The organism is Bordetella muralis (genome assembly GCF_054781015.1).
In genome coordinates, this window is record NZ_BAAGVF010000002.1 from 1 (window position 1) to 15,656 (window position 15,656).

A 15,656-nucleotide genomic window follows, 5' to 3' on the forward strand; every position below is an offset into this window, starting at 1 on the left:
TGTCTTTGTGCCTTCGTCTTTGCGCGACCAAATAAATAATCCCTGCGTCCCGCATCTTCTGTAATTGCGTTCGTCTTTGCGCCGCTGCAATGACCTCCATATCGCATCTGCCAGGAGCGGCCTCTGACGCCTGTGCTTTGACCCACGCAGATCGGCATCGCTCGCGCCGACGCGCGTTCGACGCGGTGTCGCTTTTCTGCGCTGTGGCGCTCAAACCTCATCTCGATTTCTATCCCCGATCTGGCGTCTTTGTGCGGTAAGATTGGCTAAATCTATTCGATGGAGCGGTTATCGTGAGCGATCCCCAGATCCCTAATCAACCCAACAATTCGCTCGACCTGCGTACGCTGACCCACGTCACCTATGGCTTATATGCCTTGGGTTTTGTGACGGGAGGCTTTTTGGGCATAGCGACATTGGCAGCTGTGGTGTTGATGTACCTCAAACGTACAGATGCAGCGGGAACGATGTATGCAGCGCATTTTGATTGGCTGTTACGCACGTTCTGGTGGGCACTGTTGTGGCTTGCTATCAGCGCGATAGCCACGTTGATTTTTATCGGCTGGCTGGGTGTGGTGGCAACCGTGGTTTGGGTGCTCTATCGCTTGATTAAAGGCTGGTTGGCGCTCATGGAAGGCTCCGTGCCTACCCAGTACAGCTAAATCCTGTCTATGGCCGCTTGCTAAGCTCAGGCGGCCAGTTTTATTTGTACAGGTAAAAATAAAAACGGCTGACCGTAGTCAGCCGTTTTTATTTGGGCTCGCGTCTTGATGCACGCCCGGTGCGGCAAGCCCTGGGCGTATGGGCCGTCATAAACGGCCCACGACAGCAGACGGGGACGTACTGGGTACGACCCGATACCTGCTTACTTCAGGTGGGCGTTGACCAGCTTGGTCAATTCGAACATCGTGACCTGATCTTTGCCAAAGATCGGACGCAGCTTGGCGTCAGCGTTGATGTTGCGTTTGTTGCTGGCATCTTGCAGGTTGTGCTTTTTGATGTATTCCCAGATCTTCTTGGTGACCTCGGTGCGCGGCACGGCGTCGGAGCCAATGACTGCCGCCAGCTCGGCGCTGGGGGTCAGGGGCTTCATGAATGCGGCATTCGGCTTGCGTGCGGTCGCGGGTTTGGAGGTTGTAGCCATATTACGGCGCTCCTTCTCTGGCTGTTGGAAAAATTGTCCTGCGGGCGGAGCATAACGTGTCTCTCTCTCAAAGACAAAGCCATTTATGCTCTGTAGCAACTAAAATAGGGGCTTGACCCCCTTCTGTTCAAGGTGCGTAACGTCTCATGTACGCAAGATCAGCACTAGATTCTATCCGTCTATTCCATGACGAGTTGACGGCGATACGCCGGGATTTGCATGCCCATCCGGAATTGGGCTTCGAAGAGGTGCGTACGTCAGGCATCGTGGCGGGCTCCTTAGAGGCCCTGGGCATCGAAGTACACCGGGGCATAGGCAAGACAGGGGTTGTGGGCGTTATACGCGGCAGAAGCTGCGATAGCGGGCGCATGATCGGTCTGCGCGCCGACATGGACGCGCTGCCCATGACAGAGGATAACAATTTTGCGTACAAATCCAACAAACCCGGATTGATGCACGGTTGCGGTCACGATGGGCACACCACGATTTTGCTGGGGGCTGCACGCTATCTGGCACAAACCCGCAATTTTGACGGTACTGCCGTGTTGATTTTTCAGCCGGCTGAAGAAGGGCGGGGTGGCGCAAAGGCCATGATGGAAGACGGGTTGTTTGATACCTTTCCGTGTGACGCCATCTACGCACTGCATAATTGGCCGGGTTTGAAACCCGGCACCATCGGGATCAACCCCGGCCCCATGATGGCGGCGGCAGATCGTTTCGATATCACCATTACGGGGCGTGGGGGCCATGGCGCGCACCCCTATCAGACGATCGACCCTGTCACCGTCGCCGGACACGTGATTACCGCGCTGCAGACGATTGTGTCGCGAAATGTTAATCCGCTGGATTCGGCGGTGTTGTCCATCGGATCGCTGCAGGCGGGGCACCCGGGCGCCATGAGTGTGATTCCCCGCGAAGCCAAATTGGTGGGCACGGTACGCACCTTCCGCAAGTCGGTGCAGGAAATGGTCGAGACGCGGATGCGCGAGCTGGTCAGTGCAATCGCCGGCGGTTTTGGGGCGACAGCCGAAATCAACTACCAACGTATCTATCCCGCGACCCTGAATACGCCGCAACACGCGAATTTGGTCGCTGATATCGCCACCGATATGATTGGCAAGGAAAACGTGGTGCGTGATCTGGTGCCTTCGATGGGCTCTGAGGATTTTTCGTTCATGCTGCAAACCCGTCCCGGGGCGTATTTCCGATTGGGCCAGGGCGGGGCCGAATCTGGCTGCGTGCTGCATAATTCCCACTTCGACTTCAATGATGCTGTGATTCCGCTGGGTAGCGCGATGTTTTGCGCCTTGGCCGAGCGTGGCATGCCTTTGGCTGAATAAGCCAGGTTGCTCTCATGTCTGATCAAAACATTACTCAACTCACGATTACCCGTCCGGACGACTGGCATTTGCATTTGCGCGATGGTGCGGCATTGCAGGCCGTGGTGGGCGATACGGCACGCCAGTTTGCGCGCGCCATCATCATGCCTAATCTGCGTCCGCCTGTGACGACGACCGAGCAGGCATTGGCGTATCGCCAGCGCATCGAAGACGCCTTGCGCCAACAGGAAAATGTCCCGGCTTTCACGCCGCTGATGACGCTATACCTGACTGACAATACGACGGCTGAGGAAATCGTGCGCGCGCATGATTCCGGCCAGGTCTACGCGGTCAAGCTTTATCCTGCCGGCGCGACGACGAACTCCGACGCCGGGGTGACGGACCTGCTGGGCAAATGCGGCAAGGCGTTGGAAGCGTTGGAACGTTGCGGCATGCCTCTGTTGGTGCATGGCGAAGTCACCGATCCGGGGATTGATGTGTTCGATCGCGAGGCGGTGTTTATCGATCGTGTGATGCGGCCATTGCGCAAAGCCTATCCTGGCTTGAAGATGGTGTTCGAACACATCACGACCAAGGACGGCGCGGAGTACGTGCGTGACGCTGAGGGTCCGATAGCCGCGACGATCACGCCGCAGCACATGCTGTACAACCGGAACGCGATTTTTCAGGGCGGCGTGCGGCCGCACTGGTATTGCCTGCCTATCCTGAAGCGCGAAGTGCATCGCCAGGCACTGGTCGAGGCCGCCACGAGTGGTAGCCCGCGCTTTTTCCTGGGCACGGACAGCGCTCCGCACGCTCGTGGATTGAAAGAGCACGCCTGTGGTTGTGCGGGTTGCTACACCGCGCTGCACGCCATGGAACTCTACGCCACGGCATTCGAGCGTGCCGGGCGTCTGGATCGGCTGGAAGGTTTCGCCAGTTTCCATGGGCCGGATTTTTACGGTCTGCCACGCAACACCGATACGCTGACGTTGCGGCGCGAGTCCTTTTCGATTCCCGCTGAATTACCGTTTGGCGATACCTCGCTGGTCCCCTTGGCGGCCGGCGAATCGCTGGATTGGCGCGTGGCTTGATGAGGGCCTCTGGCGGTGGTACTCATCGCCTGATGCGCAGGAAAGTTTGAGGCAGGGCTTTGTGCAGGCTCAGTGCACTATGCCGGTTCCTGCCTTGCCGCGTTTCACAGAGGCCACATACCTCAGGCGGCTCTGTTTTGCCCAATGGGCTGGATTGGCATGGAATTGGGCTGCGCCTTGGCGAGGTGTGAATTCCTCCCCAAGGCGCCTGCCCAAGGGGCAGGATTACCCGCTGGCAGTCGATTGATTAACTGTCGCCGCGCCGAGCCTCCAGCAATTCCCAGCGGGCGAATTTTTCTTCCAGTTCTTTGTCCAGGGCCGCGAGTTCGGTATTGATGCGTTCGACTTCATCAGGCGCATCGCGATAGAGTGTGCCGTCCGCCAAACGGGCAGACAGGTCTTCTTGGCGCGCTTCGATTTTGGCAATCGCGTCGGGTAACCCTTCGAGTTCGCGTTGTTCCCACGAACTGAGCTTGGCTACGCGGTTGGGCTTGGCACGAGTGGCCGTCGCCCCAGTGTCTGAGTTGTTTGCGGCTGAGGTGCTCGCGTCGCTGGCGGCCGCGCGTGCGGGCTTTTCCTGTTGGGTATTAGGAACGGCCGACGCCGGACGTTGAGCGACCCAGTCGTCGTAGCCGCCAACATAATCGCGCCATTTGCCATCGCCTTCGTAGGCAATGGTTTGTGTCACCACATTATTAAGAAAGGCGCGATCGTGGCTGACGAGCAGAACGGTGCCGGTGTATTCCTGAAGGAGTTCTTCCAGCAGTTCCAGGGTCTCGATGTCCAGATCGTTGGTGGGTTCGTCCAGGACCAGCACGTTCGCGGGACGGGCAAACAGGCGTGCCAATAACAAGCGCGCGCGCTCGCCGCCCGATAGGCTGCTGACCGGCGACCCCGCCCGTGCAGGCGAAAACAGAAAATCGCCCAGATAGCTCATGACGTGTTTGCGGGTGCCGCCGATCTCTACCCACTCGCTGCCAGGGTTGATGATGTCGACCAGGCTCGCGTTTTCATCGAGCTGCGCTCGCATCTGATCAAAGTAGGCAACCGACACGTTGGTCCCGATGCGGACGTTGCCGGTGTCCGGCGCGAGCTCGCCCAGCATGATTTTCAACAGCGTGGTTTTCCCGGCTCCGTTGGGCCCGATAATGCCGATGCGGTCGCCGCGCATGAGCGTGGTGCTGTAGTCTCGGATCACAACGCGGTCGCCAAAGCTTTTGGAGACGTTGTCCAATTCGGCGACCAATTTGCCCGAGCGTTGGCCCTCGGCGATGGCCAGGCTCACATTACCCAGGCGATCGCGACGTTCCGAGCGCTCGACGCGCAGTTGCTCCAGACGTCGCACGCGGCCTTCGTTGCGGGTGCGGCGGGCCTCGACGCCTTTGCGAATCCAGACTTCCTCTTGAGCCAGCAGTTTGTCGAACCGGGCGTTTTCCAGGCGTTCGGACTCCAACCATTGGGCTTTGCGCTCTTGCCATTGTGAAAAGTTGCCGGGAAAGCTCAGCAGCTTGCCGCGGTCGAGTTCGACGATGCGCGTGGCAATCGCGTCCAGAAAGCGCCGGTCGTGGGTGATGATGACGGCCGCGCCGCGCCAGCTGCGAAGCAGTTCTTCCAGCCAGGCAATGCCGGTGAAGTCCAGATGGTTGGTAGGCTCGTCGAGCAGCAGGAGGTCGGGTTCGTCTGCCAGTGCGCGCGCCAAAGCGACGCGTTTGCGTGTGCCGCCGGACAAACCGGCAATGCGCGCGTCGCCAGGCAGGCCGAGCCGTTCCAGCAAGGCCTGGACGCGCGATGGCCGTTGCCAGTCTTCGTGGTCGTCTTCGCGGTTAAAGACTACGTCGTATACCGATGCGTTTTCGTCGAGATCGGGTTCCTGCTCGACGGTGGCGACTTTCAGGCCGGAATTGCGCGCGATGTCGCCATCGTCAGGCACGTTGCGCCCATCCAGCAGACGCAATAGCGAGCTCTTGCCGGCGCCGTTGCGGCCGATCAATCCGATACGTTCGCCTTCCTGGATGACGAAATCAGCGTGGTCCAGCAACGGATGGTGGCCGTACGCGAGTTGTACGTCCGTCAAGGTAATCAAAGTGTTGTTGGCCATGAAATAGACAAAGTGCGGTGGTTTTCTGCGATACCGCTATTGTCGCAGGTCGCGCGCTTTGCGTTCCGCATGGCGTCCGGCAAGCAGAGCGACGCACGTTTCAGGCTCGCATCCAAACAGGCCTCTTGGAACGAGTAACGAGCGAAAGGCGCGGCGGCAGGGATGGAGGCGCCAACTGTGCCTATCTAAATAGGGACTGAGTTGCCGCACCGGCGTGCCGTACAATGGCATCCGCAAGGCAGGTCGGGCAATCGCGGTGGGTGCGAATCCATCGAGGAAGGTCCGGACTCCACAGAGCAGGATAGCGGCTAACGGCCGTCCAGTCGCTGCCGGACTTACGTCCGGTTGACGGCTGAGGAATAGGGCCACAGAGACGAGTCTGCGGCGCGGGCGGGCTCCGGCACGCACCGGTACGGCCATCTCCGTACTGCGTCCATCGGCGACGATGGGCGGCGCGGCAGGGTGAAACGCGGCAACCTCTATCCGGAGCAACACCAAATAGGCATGTGCACGGCTTTCGGGCCTGAAGGGCGGCTCGCTCTAGCATGCGGGTAGGTGGCTACAGCGGCTCAGCAATGATCCGCGCAGAGGAATGATTGCCCGCCGGGGTGACTCGGTGTACAGAATCCGGCCTATAGACCTGTCTTGCAGCTGAATACCGTCAACGGGGCGGCTTTGCTGCGGCAAGGCCGAACGTAAAACATTGAAAGGGCGCTCTATTTGTCCCACTCCTGACTAAGGACTTTTAATTGTTACTGCAACCCCCTGATTTATCAGGGGGTTTTTATTTTTGCCTTTTTAAAAACTGTTCTAAGTCCTTGTTGTGATTGAAAAAATTGCAACCGTCCGCTTGACCCGCTTTGTCCATTACCGTAGAGTGGGAAAAAGTAGGAATTTGTGCAATTAAGTGGGGTGAATGTGGTGTTTCAGGGAAGCAGCGCGCTGACGCTCGATGCCAAGGGACGGATCTCGATTCCGACCCGGCATCGTGACGCGCTCGTTGCGCAGGCCGAAGGCCGGTTGACCCTGACCCGCCACCCCGATGGCTGCTTGTTGGTGTATCCGCGGCAAGAGTGGGAAAAAAAGCGCGATCAGATCGCTGCGTTCCCCATGTCGGCGCGCGCACTGCAGCGGCTGTTGTTGGGCAACGCTCAGGACGTCGAGATGGACGGTTCGGGTCGTGTGCTCATCGCGCCTGAACTGCGCAACGCTTCCGGTATGACGCGCGATGTGATGCTGCTCGGTATGGGCGCGCACTTCGAGCTCTGGGATGCCGCTTCCCTGGCCCGCCGCGAGGCGGAGGACCTAGCTCAGGGGATGCCGGACGTGTTGAACCAGTTTTCGTTCTGAAACCGAGTATGGAATTCGAACATCGGCCCGTGCTGCTGGCGCCGACGGTGGATGCGTTATTGCAGGCCAATTTTGGCGGCAAGGGCGCGGCACGGTCTGGCCAGGCGGACGACGCGCAGGCCGAAGCACAAGCTCACGCGCGCATGCAGCGCGGCGTGTTTGTCGACGGCACCTTCGGGCGCGGTGGACATAGCAGTGAGTTGTTGAGCCGTCTGGGACCTGAGGCCCGGTTGGTGGTGTTCGACAAGGACCCTCAGGCGATTGCGGTGGCCACCGAGTTGGCGGCGCGCGATCGGCGAGTGACGGTTGTGCATGATGGTTTTGCCACCATGCGCGAGGCATTGGCAGGACTCGGCATCGAGCATATCGATGGCGTGATGTTGGATCTTGGGGTGTCTTCACCTCAATTGGATGATGCCGAACGAGGTTTTTCGTTTATGCGCGAAGGCCCGCTCGACATGCGTATGGATACGACCCGTGGCCCAACGGTTGCGGATTGGCTGGCAGATGCCAGCGTGGACGAGATGCGGGAGGTCATAGCAGATTATGGCGAAGAACGGTTTGCTTTTCAGGTTGCAAAGGCGATTGCTGCTCGCCGCGCAACACGGCCGCTGCGCACCACGCTCGAGCTTGCCGAGTGCGTCGCCAGCGCCGTCCGGACGCGCGAAAAAGGCCAGCACCCGGCCACTCGCACCTTTCAGGCTTTACGGATTTACATCAATCGGGAACTCGAAGAGCTCGCGCGCGCCCTCGCGTCAGCTTTAGAACTGCTTGCCCCAGGGGGGAGGTTGGCGGTGATCAGCTTTCATTCGCTCGAAGACCGTATGGTCAAACAGTGCATCGCGGCGGCGGCCAAGCCTGCTGTCGCGCATGCACGTTTGCCGTTACGGGAGAGCGAATTGCCCCAGCCGCTCGTCCGTTCGTTGGGGCGGGTGCTCGCCAGCGATGAAGAGATCGCAGGCAATGCCCGGTCGCGTTCGGCGGTGCTGCGAGTTGCCGAGCGCACCAGCACACCTCTGGCTGCCGATGCGGCAACCTTTGTGCCGGCCATGCGTGTGCCGGGTGAGTCGCCCGCTGCCAAACGCGGCGCCAAACGGAGGCCGCGCTAATGGCACGCTTGAGCCTCATCGTTTCTATATTGTTGATGCTGTCGGCCATCTCGCTGGTCACCAGCCGGTATCAATCGCGTCAACTCTTTATTGAATTAGAGCGCGGCAATACGCTGTCCAATACCTTGGACACCGATTGGCGGCGACTGCAACTCGAGCGCGCCGAGCTGGCGCGCAATGCGCGGATCGATCATGCAGCGCGCCAGGATCTGAAGATGATCCCCATCGTGCCTGACCGTACGCTCTATTTGAATCAAGCGCCGATTTCCGTTCCGGCCGCCGGAGGCGTGCAATGAAACGTGTGCCGTTCTTCGACAACCCCATGTTGCGCGGGCAATTGCCTACCTGGCGTGCCCGGCTGGTCCTCGTGCTGTTGCTCGCGGCCTTTGTGGTGTTGGCAGGGCGCGCGTTGTATTTGCAGGGCCTGTCCACCGAGTTTTTGCAGCAGCAGGGTGAGCGCCGCTACGAGCGCACGCTGACGCTGGCCGCGACACGCGGCAAGATCCTCGACCGTAATGGTGTGGTGTTGGCATCCAGCGTGCCGGCGCGCGCTATCTGGGCCATCCCCGAGGACGCGAAGCCGGCGACGGGCGAACAGCTCTCCAATCTGGCCAAACTGCTGGGCCTGTCGGTCGCCGATCTGCGCGGCCGTTTGGCCGACGTCGACCGCAACTTCGTTTATCTCAAACGGCAAGTCCCCACGGACATCGCCGACCAGATCAAAAAGCTCGAAGTCCCCGGCATCCACCAGCAAGCCGAGACGCGGCGTTATTACCCGGATGGTGAAGTCACGGCCCACTTGGTGGGCTTTACCAGTGTGGAGGACTCGGGCCAGGAAGGGGTCGAGCTGACCTTCGACAAATTGCTGTCGGGCACGCCAGGCAGCCGCCGCGTGATCAAAGACCGGCTGGGCCGTGTGATCGAAGACGTCCAGGCCGTGACGGCGCCTGTCAATGGGCGCGATCTGAGCCTGTCGATCGATGCTCGCTTGCAGTATCTGGTGTTCCGCGAACTGGGTGAGGCGGTGAAAAAGCACCAGGCCTCTGCGGCCAGCGCCATCATTATGGATGTGCGAACGGGCGAGATTCTGGCGTTGGCCAGTCTGCCGACGTTCGATCCGAATGATCGCGAAAGCTTTCAAACCCCCAATCTGCGCAATCGCGCGATTACCGATACATTCGAGCCGGGCTCGATCATGAAGCCCTTTACCGCAGCCCTGGCGCTGGACCTGGGGCGTATCAATACCAAAACGCAGTTCGACACGGGCAATGGCGCATTCCGCTATCAAGGGAGCACGATTCATGATGTGAGCCGCAACGGCATGCTGAATGTGGCCGGAGTGCTGCGTCGTTCCAGCAATATCGGGATGACCATGATCGCGGAAAAGCTGCAGTCGCGCGAGATGTGGGAACGCTTTACGGAATTGGGCTTTGGCCGTGTGCCGCAACTGGGTTTCCCGGGGGCTGCGCCGGGACGTCTGCGGCCCTGGGACCGGTGGCGTTTGATTGAAAAGGCCACCATGGCCTATGGGTACGGTTTGTCGGTGTCCTTGTTGCAGGTGGCGCGCGCCTATACCGTTTTCGCGCGTAATGGCGATATGGTTACGCCCACCTTGATCAAGCGCGATAGCGATCCGACCAGCGTCAAAGTCTATAGCCCCGAGGTGTCGCAACTGGTGCGTAGCATGCTCGAGGCAGCCGCAGGTCCCGAAGGCACAAAAGCTGCACAGGTACAAGGCTATCGGGTTGCCGGCAAGAGCGGCACGGCACGCAAGATCGTTGACGGCAAATACAGTACGCAGCGCTATCGCAGTTCGTTTGTCGGGTTTGCGCCGGTGTCGAACCCGCGCATTGTCGTGGCCGTGTCCATTGATGAACCCAAGGTTGGCGGTTACTACGGCGGCGCGGTCGCTGCGCCTGTGTTTTCCACGATCGTGGGCGGCAGCCTGCGCATGATGGGCGTGCAGCCGGATGCGCCGTTCGAATCGACGATTGTGGCTGGCGTACAGGAGAAGACGCGATGACCGCCGTCCGCCACCCGTCTGCGGCTGACGAAGCGTTGGCTTGGCTGCGCGCGCATGCTGCGGCGGGGGCCGATTTGCGTCTGGATTCGCGCGAGATCGCGGCGGGCGATGTGTTCGTCGCCTGCCCGGGCGGTTCAGTGGACGGCCGGGATTACATCGCACGGGCTTTCGAACAAGGCGCTTCGGCGGTATTGTGCGAAGCGCCCGCGCCGACCGGCGCTCAGGATGATGCCCGGGTGCATGTTGTGCCAGCGTTGCGTACCTTGCTCGGCGAGCTCGCCGACAAATGGTATGGACAGCCGTCGGCGGCCTTGAGCGTGGTGGCGATTACAGGCACCAATGGCAAGACATCGTGCGTGCAATGGATTTCGCAGGCGTTGACCGCCGCAGGCAAACCCTGCGGCAGCATCGGCACGCTGGGCGCGCTGTTGCCGGACGGCCAGTCGCTGGGTGGCAGTTTGACGACGCCGGACGTACTGACGGTGCATCGCGTCCTGGCGCTGATGCGTGAGGCGGGCGCCCAAGCCGTCGCGCTTGAAGCCTCCTCCATTGGTCTGGAACAAGGGCGGCTGGACGGCGTGCGTATCGAAGTCGCTGGCTTTACCAATTTGACCCGCGATCACCTGGATTATCACGGCTCGATGGACAGCTACGAGCAGGCCAAGGCGCGGCTGTTCCATTGGCCCGGCCTGGCGGCGGCCATCATCAACGCCGACGACGCTGCCGGCGAGCGGTTGTTGCGGTCATTGCCCGATGCCTTGGCGCTGGGGTACACCCAGCAGGACACGCCCGCCGCGTTTCAGGTCCGGGACCTGCAGGCGACGGCACACGGCCAGGTTTTTTCTTTGATGTCGCCGGACGGTGAAGCGCAGATTGTGACGTCGCTCTTGGGGCGTCATAACGTCTCGAATCTGTTATTGGTCGCCGGCGTGCTGTCCAAGCTGGGTTGGCCGCTGACGCAGATCGCGCGCGCATTGTCCGAGACCCGGCCCGTGGATGGCCGCTTGCAAGTGGTTGAGCCGTTGACGCTGAATGCGGGGGCGGCCGCAGGTCGTGGTCCTCTCGTGGTGGTGGATTATTCTCACACGCCGGACTCGTTGGCGCGTGCCTTGACTGCACTGCGGCCCATCGCGGACGCACGAGGCGGCAGGTTGGTGTGCCTGTTCGGATGCGGCGGCGAGCGCGACGCTGGCAAACGCCCGGAGATGGGGCGCATTGCCGCCGATCTGGCCGACAAGATCACAGTGTCCAGCGATAACCCGCGTGGCGAGGATCCCGCAGACATCATTGCGCAGATCCTGCCTGGTATTCCGCGTGGTGCGCGGCTCACCGTGGAACCGGATCGCGCGAGCGCGATCATGCAGACGATTTGGGCGTCGGAGCCCGATGATGTGATTTTGCTGGCCGGCAAGGGGCACGAGACATACCAGGAAGTCGCTGGCGTCAAGCTGCCTTTCGACGACCGCGAATGGGCAAGGTTGGCGTTGCTGTTGCCGCATGCGGCAGCCTTGTCTACCGATACGCGGCAGGTAGGTGCTGATCAGGTGTTCCTGGCGCTGGCAGGGGAGCGTTTCGACGGTCACGACTATCTGTCTCAGGCACAGCAGGCGGGGGCGTGCGCGGCCGTGGTGGCGCATCCGGTCGCCGACGTATCGTTGCCACAACTGGTTTTGGGAGACACCCGTGTCGCGTTGATGCGCATCGGCGCAGCATGGCGTGCGCGATTCGCGCTGCCTGTGATCGGGGTGGCTGGCAGCAACGGCAAGACCACGACGAAAGAAATGGTTTCTGCGATCCTGGCCGATTGGCTGGGCGAAGCAGGCCGGCTGGCGACAGCGGGCAACTTCAATAATGACATTGGTGTGCCGCTGACGCTGCTGCGTCTGCGTGCCCAGCATCGTGCGGCGGTATTTGAGCTGGGCATGAACCATCCCGGCGAGATCGCGGTGTTGGCCGCCATGGCGGCGCCCTCGGTCGTATTGATCACGAATGCACAGCGCGAGCACCAAGAATTCATGCATTCGGTCGAGGCTGTGGCGCAGGAAAACGGTGCGGCTATCGAGGCGCTGCCGGCTGATGGCGTCGCCGTATTCCCAGGCGATGACGCGCATTGCGGTGTGTGGGAAGCCCAGGCCGCAGCGCGGCGCGTATTGCGGTTCGGCCTGCAGCCCGGATTGGACGTTTATGCCGAGAACATGACAGCGACTGAGCAAGGCACGCGCTGCCACGTCGTGACGCCGGCGGGATCCACGGATCTGGCGCTGCCGGTGCCAGGTTTGCATAACGTACGTAATGCGCTGGCGGCCATTGCAGCGACCTTGGCAGCCGGTGCGCCGCTGGCGGCAGCCGTGCGGGCACTGGAATCGTTCAGCGCGGTGGCGGGGCGGATGCAGCGCAAGGTTCTGCCCGACGGGACGACGCTGATCGACGATACCTATAACGCGAATCCGGACTCGGTACGCGCAGCAGTGGACGTCTTGGCGCAATTGCCCGGTCCGCGCGCCTTGGTGTTGGGCGATATGGGCGAGGTGGGTGATAACGGCCCGGCGATGCATCGCGAAGTGGGCGCGTATGCCCGCGAGCATGGTATCGACGCGCTGTATACGCTGGGAGAGGCCAGTCGCGATGCGGCGGCCGCGTTTGGCGATGGGGCCGTATCTTGCGAGTCTGTCGAAGCCATTGTGGCGGCGCTGCAGAGCATGCGTCCGGCGAGTTTATTAGTGAAAGGTTCGCGCTTTATGCGCATGGAGCGGGTGGTGAAGGTGCTGTCTACCGACAATAACAACAATATGACGGCTGCGCGCCAAGGAGGCTCTCATGCTGCTTGAAATCGCTCGTTGGCTGTCTGACGATGTGCGCGTCATCGGCGTCCTGGAATACATCACCATGCGCGCCGTGCTGGCCTGCGCCACGGCCTTGTTGATCGGTCTGGTGGCCGGGCCCCGCGTGATTCGCAAATTGACCGAGATGAAGATCGGCCAGGCAGTGCGTGCGTACGGTCCGGAGTCGCATCTGGTAAAGAATGGCACACCCACGATGGGTGGTGCGTTGATTCTGATTTCCATCGCCATCAGCACGCTGTTGTGGGCAGATTGGACCAACCGTTTTGTCTGGGTCGTGTTGCTGGTGACATTCGGATTTGGCTGGATAGGCTGGATGGACGACTATAAAAAAGTCGTGCATCGCGATCCTGAAGGCATGCCGGCACGGCAGAAATTCTTTTGGCAAGCCACCATCGGTCTGGTGGCTGCGGTGTATCTGGCGTTTGCGGTGTCGGCGCCGGCCAATACCGAACTATGGCCGCTATTCAAGGCGTGGGTGGGCAGCGGTTTCACCATGCCTTTGCCGACGCGTGCCGATTTGATCGTGCCGTTTTTCAAGTCTGTCAGCTATCCGCTGGGCGTGCTGGGTTTCGTGGTCCTGACATGGGCCGTGATTGTGGGCACGAGCAATGCGGTGAACTTGACTGATGGCCTGGACGGTCTGGCCATCATGCCGACGGTCATGGTCGGCAGTGCGCTGGGGATTTTTGCCTACGTGGTGGGGCGTGTCGACTTCTCCAAATATCTGTTGTTCCCCTATATCCCGGGGGCGGCCGAGTTGATGGTGTTGTGCGCGGCGATTGGCGGGGCCGGGTTGGCGTTCCTGTGGTTCAACGCTTATCCGGCACAGGTTTTCATGGGCGACGTGGGTGCACTGGCACTCGGCGGCGCGCTCGGCACGATCGCGGTGATCGTGCGTCAGGAAATCGTGTTGTTCATCATGGGCGGCGTATTTGTGGTGGAAACCCTGTCCGTGATGATGCAGGTGACCTGGTTCAAGTACACCAAACGCAAATACGGACAGGGGCGGCGGATTTTTCGCATGGCGCCGCTGCACCACCATTTTGAAGTCGGCGGCTGGAAAGAAACGCAGGTCGTCGTACGGTTCTGGATCATCAGCATGATGCTGGTGCTGATTGGCCTTTCTACTCTGAAGTTGCGATGAATAGTCCTGACACCCTCCGCGCGGAGTCACCGCTCGTCCTGATCCTCGGATTGGGCGAGACGGGCGTGGCTGCCGCTCGCTGGTGCGCCCGCCAAGGTGCAGCGCTGCGAGTGGCCGACACGCGTGCCGAGCCGGGCGGATTGGCCGCGTTGAAATCTGCGTTGGCTGAAAGCGGATCGGACGTGGATTACCGTCTGGGTTGCGGGGATGTCTTTGATCCGGCGCTGCTCGATGGCGTGTCGCAGCTGGTGCTCAGCCCGGGCTTGGCGCCCAATCAGGCGCCCGCGCAGGCGTTGTTGCAACTGGCGGCTGAGCGCGGCATTGAGGTCGTTGGTGAAATCGAGCTGTTTGCCCGGGCGTTGGCCGAGTTGGCGGCATCTCGGGAATATCGCCCTCACGTGTTGGCCGTGACCGGCACCAATGGCAAGACCACAGTGACGGCGATGACGCGGCAACTGGTCGAAGCCGGCGGCTTCAGCGCGCGCGCCGCGGGCAATATCAGCCCGGCCGCTCTGGCCTCGCTGATGGAGGCGCTCGATGAAGACGAGCTGCCCCAGGTTTGGGTGTTGGAGTTGTCCAGTTTCCAACTGGAAACGACGCAGAGTCTGTCGCCCGATGCCGCAACCGTATTGAATGTGACGCAGGATCATCTGGATTGGCACGGCGATATCGAAACCTATGCCCAAGCCAAAGCCCGCTTGCTGAAACTCGCGCGCGTCTCCATCGTGAACCGCGATGACCCGCGGGTTGCTGCCATGGTGCAGGCATTGCCGGATTTGAATGTGCGCTCGTTCGGTCGCGACATGCCCGAATTGATCGGTGATATGGGCATGGAGCTGGGCCAAGGTATGGCGTGGCTTGTGGCCTGCGAATCCACGGACTTCGACGAGCCGGCGCCTCCGGTCAAACGCAAGAAAAACGCGCCGCCTCCGCAACGGGAGACCGGGCGCATCAGCCGCTTGATGCCGTTGGACGCGTTGCGCATCCGTGGGCTGCACAATGGTTTGAATGCATTGGCGGCTTTGCAGTTGGCTCGTGTGCTGAATATTGGCTGGGGCCCCATGTTGCGCGCGTTGCGTGAATACACGGGCGAGCCGCATCGTGCGGCGTTCGTGCGGTCGGTCAGTGGCGTGGATTACATCAACGACAGCAAAGGCACCAATGTCGGCGCCACTGTCGCTGCATTGGAAGGACTGGGCCAGCCCGTTGTCCTGATCGCTGGCGGATTGGGCAAAGGTCAGGATTTTTCACCATTGTCCCCCGTCGTGGCGCGCTACGCGCGCGCCGTAGTGTTGATCGGTACCGACGGCCCCGAGATTGGGCGCGTGCTGGCCGAGACCGGTGTGCCGTGCGTCTCCGCAAAAGATATGCGTGAGGCAGTTCGCCGCAGCGCCGAGCTGGCCGAGCCTGGCGACGCCGTGCTGTTGTCGCCCGCCTGCGCCAGTATGGACATGTTCCGCAACTATCCGCATCGCGGTGCGGTGTTCGCAGAAGAGGTCGAAGACCTCGCCCGCGATCACGGAGAGGTGTGA

Annotated in this window: 12 protein-coding genes and 1 other RNA gene; 11 read left to right on the plus strand and 2 right to left on the minus strand. The window is 61.0% G+C overall.

From position 1 onward, the window contains the following. Positions 1 to 293 precede the first annotated feature (293 nt). Entirely contained in the window at positions 294 to 662 is a 369-nt protein-coding gene (locus tag ACYVIT_RS02145; RefSeq protein WP_415805615.1) for a DUF4870 family protein, read from the plus strand. 203 nt (positions 663 to 865) lie between these two features. Here the strand turns inward: ACYVIT_RS02145 and ACYVIT_RS02150 are convergent, their stop codons facing one another. Continuing rightward, positions 866 to 1,144: an SWIB/MDM2 domain-containing protein gene (locus tag ACYVIT_RS02150; protein ID WP_026641087.1), complete on the minus strand. Its 279-nt coding sequence runs from the start codon at positions 1,142 to 1,144 to the stop codon at positions 866 to 868. 146 nt (positions 1,145 to 1,290) lie between these two features. On the opposite strand from ACYVIT_RS02150, the gene ACYVIT_RS02155 reads away from it, so the two are divergent. Together ACYVIT_RS02155 and pyrC are read left to right on the plus strand one after the other, a co-directional pair. Then, a complete protein-coding gene (locus ACYVIT_RS02155; RefSeq protein WP_415805614.1) occupies positions 1,291 to 2,484 on the plus strand; it encodes a M20 aminoacylase family protein in 1,194 nt (397 codons plus the stop codon). A 14-nt stretch (positions 2,485 to 2,498) separates the two neighbouring features. Then, positions 2,499 to 3,557, plus strand: coding sequence for a dihydroorotase (gene pyrC / locus ACYVIT_RS02160; RefSeq protein ID WP_415805613.1), 1,059 nt, complete (start codon positions 2,499 to 2,501; stop codon positions 3,555 to 3,557). 247 nt (positions 3,558 to 3,804) lie between these two features. Here the strand turns inward: pyrC and ACYVIT_RS02165 are convergent, their stop codons facing one another. After that, complete coding sequence (locus ACYVIT_RS02165) at positions 3,805 to 5,655, minus strand: ATP-binding cassette domain-containing protein (protein WP_415805612.1); 1,851 nt, start codon at positions 5,653 to 5,655, stop codon at positions 3,805 to 3,807. 235 nt (positions 5,656 to 5,890) lie between these two features. Here ACYVIT_RS02165 and rnpB point away from each other — a divergent pair. From rnpB to murD, 8 genes are all read left to right on the plus strand, one after another. Next, positions 5,891 to 6,306: RNase P RNA component class A (gene rnpB / locus ACYVIT_RS02170), an RNA gene on the plus strand. Positions 6,307 to 6,576: 270 nt separating this feature from the next. Then, positions 6,577 to 7,005, plus strand: coding sequence for a division/cell wall cluster transcriptional repressor MraZ (mraZ, locus tag ACYVIT_RS02175; protein ID WP_415805637.1), 429 nt, complete (start codon positions 6,577 to 6,579; stop codon positions 7,003 to 7,005). 8 nt (positions 7,006 to 7,013) lie between these two features. Continuing rightward, complete coding sequence (gene rsmH / locus ACYVIT_RS02180; RefSeq protein ID WP_415805611.1) at positions 7,014 to 8,114, plus strand: 16S rRNA (cytosine(1402)-N(4))-methyltransferase RsmH; 1,101 nt, start codon at positions 7,014 to 7,016, stop codon at positions 8,112 to 8,114. Continuing rightward, the gene (ftsL, locus tag ACYVIT_RS02185; protein ID WP_415805610.1) at positions 8,114 to 8,410 is read left to right on the plus strand and encodes a cell division protein FtsL; all 297 of its coding nucleotides are present in this window, start codon (positions 8,114 to 8,116) and stop codon (positions 8,408 to 8,410) included. Before rsmH ends, ftsL begins: the two co-directional genes overlap by 1 nt. Then, positions 8,407 to 10,137 carry a peptidoglycan D,D-transpeptidase FtsI family protein gene (locus tag ACYVIT_RS02190; RefSeq protein WP_415805609.1) on the plus strand — a complete coding sequence of 577 codons (1,731 nt, stop codon included), beginning with the start codon at positions 8,407 to 8,409 and terminating at the stop codon, positions 10,135 to 10,137. Before ftsL ends, ACYVIT_RS02190 begins: the two co-directional genes overlap by 4 nt. Next, a complete protein-coding gene (murF, locus tag ACYVIT_RS02195) occupies positions 10,134 to 12,965 on the plus strand; it encodes a bifunctional UDP-N-acetylmuramoyl-L-alanyl-D-glutamate--2,6-diaminopimelate ligase MurE/UDP-N-acetylmuramoyl-tripeptide--D-alanyl-D-alanine ligase MurF (RefSeq protein WP_415805608.1) in 2,832 nt (943 codons plus the stop codon). The genes ACYVIT_RS02190 and murF overlap by 4 nt, the downstream gene beginning before the upstream one ends. Then, positions 12,955 to 14,124 carry a phospho-N-acetylmuramoyl-pentapeptide-transferase gene (mraY, locus tag ACYVIT_RS02200; protein WP_415805607.1) on the plus strand — a complete coding sequence of 390 codons (1,170 nt, stop codon included), beginning with the start codon at positions 12,955 to 12,957 and terminating at the stop codon, positions 14,122 to 14,124. The genes murF and mraY overlap by 11 nt, the downstream gene beginning before the upstream one ends. Next, complete coding sequence (gene murD / locus ACYVIT_RS02205) at positions 14,121 to 15,656, plus strand: UDP-N-acetylmuramoyl-L-alanine--D-glutamate ligase (protein WP_415805606.1); 1,536 nt, start codon at positions 14,121 to 14,123, stop codon at positions 15,654 to 15,656. The genes mraY and murD overlap by 4 nt, the downstream gene beginning before the upstream one ends.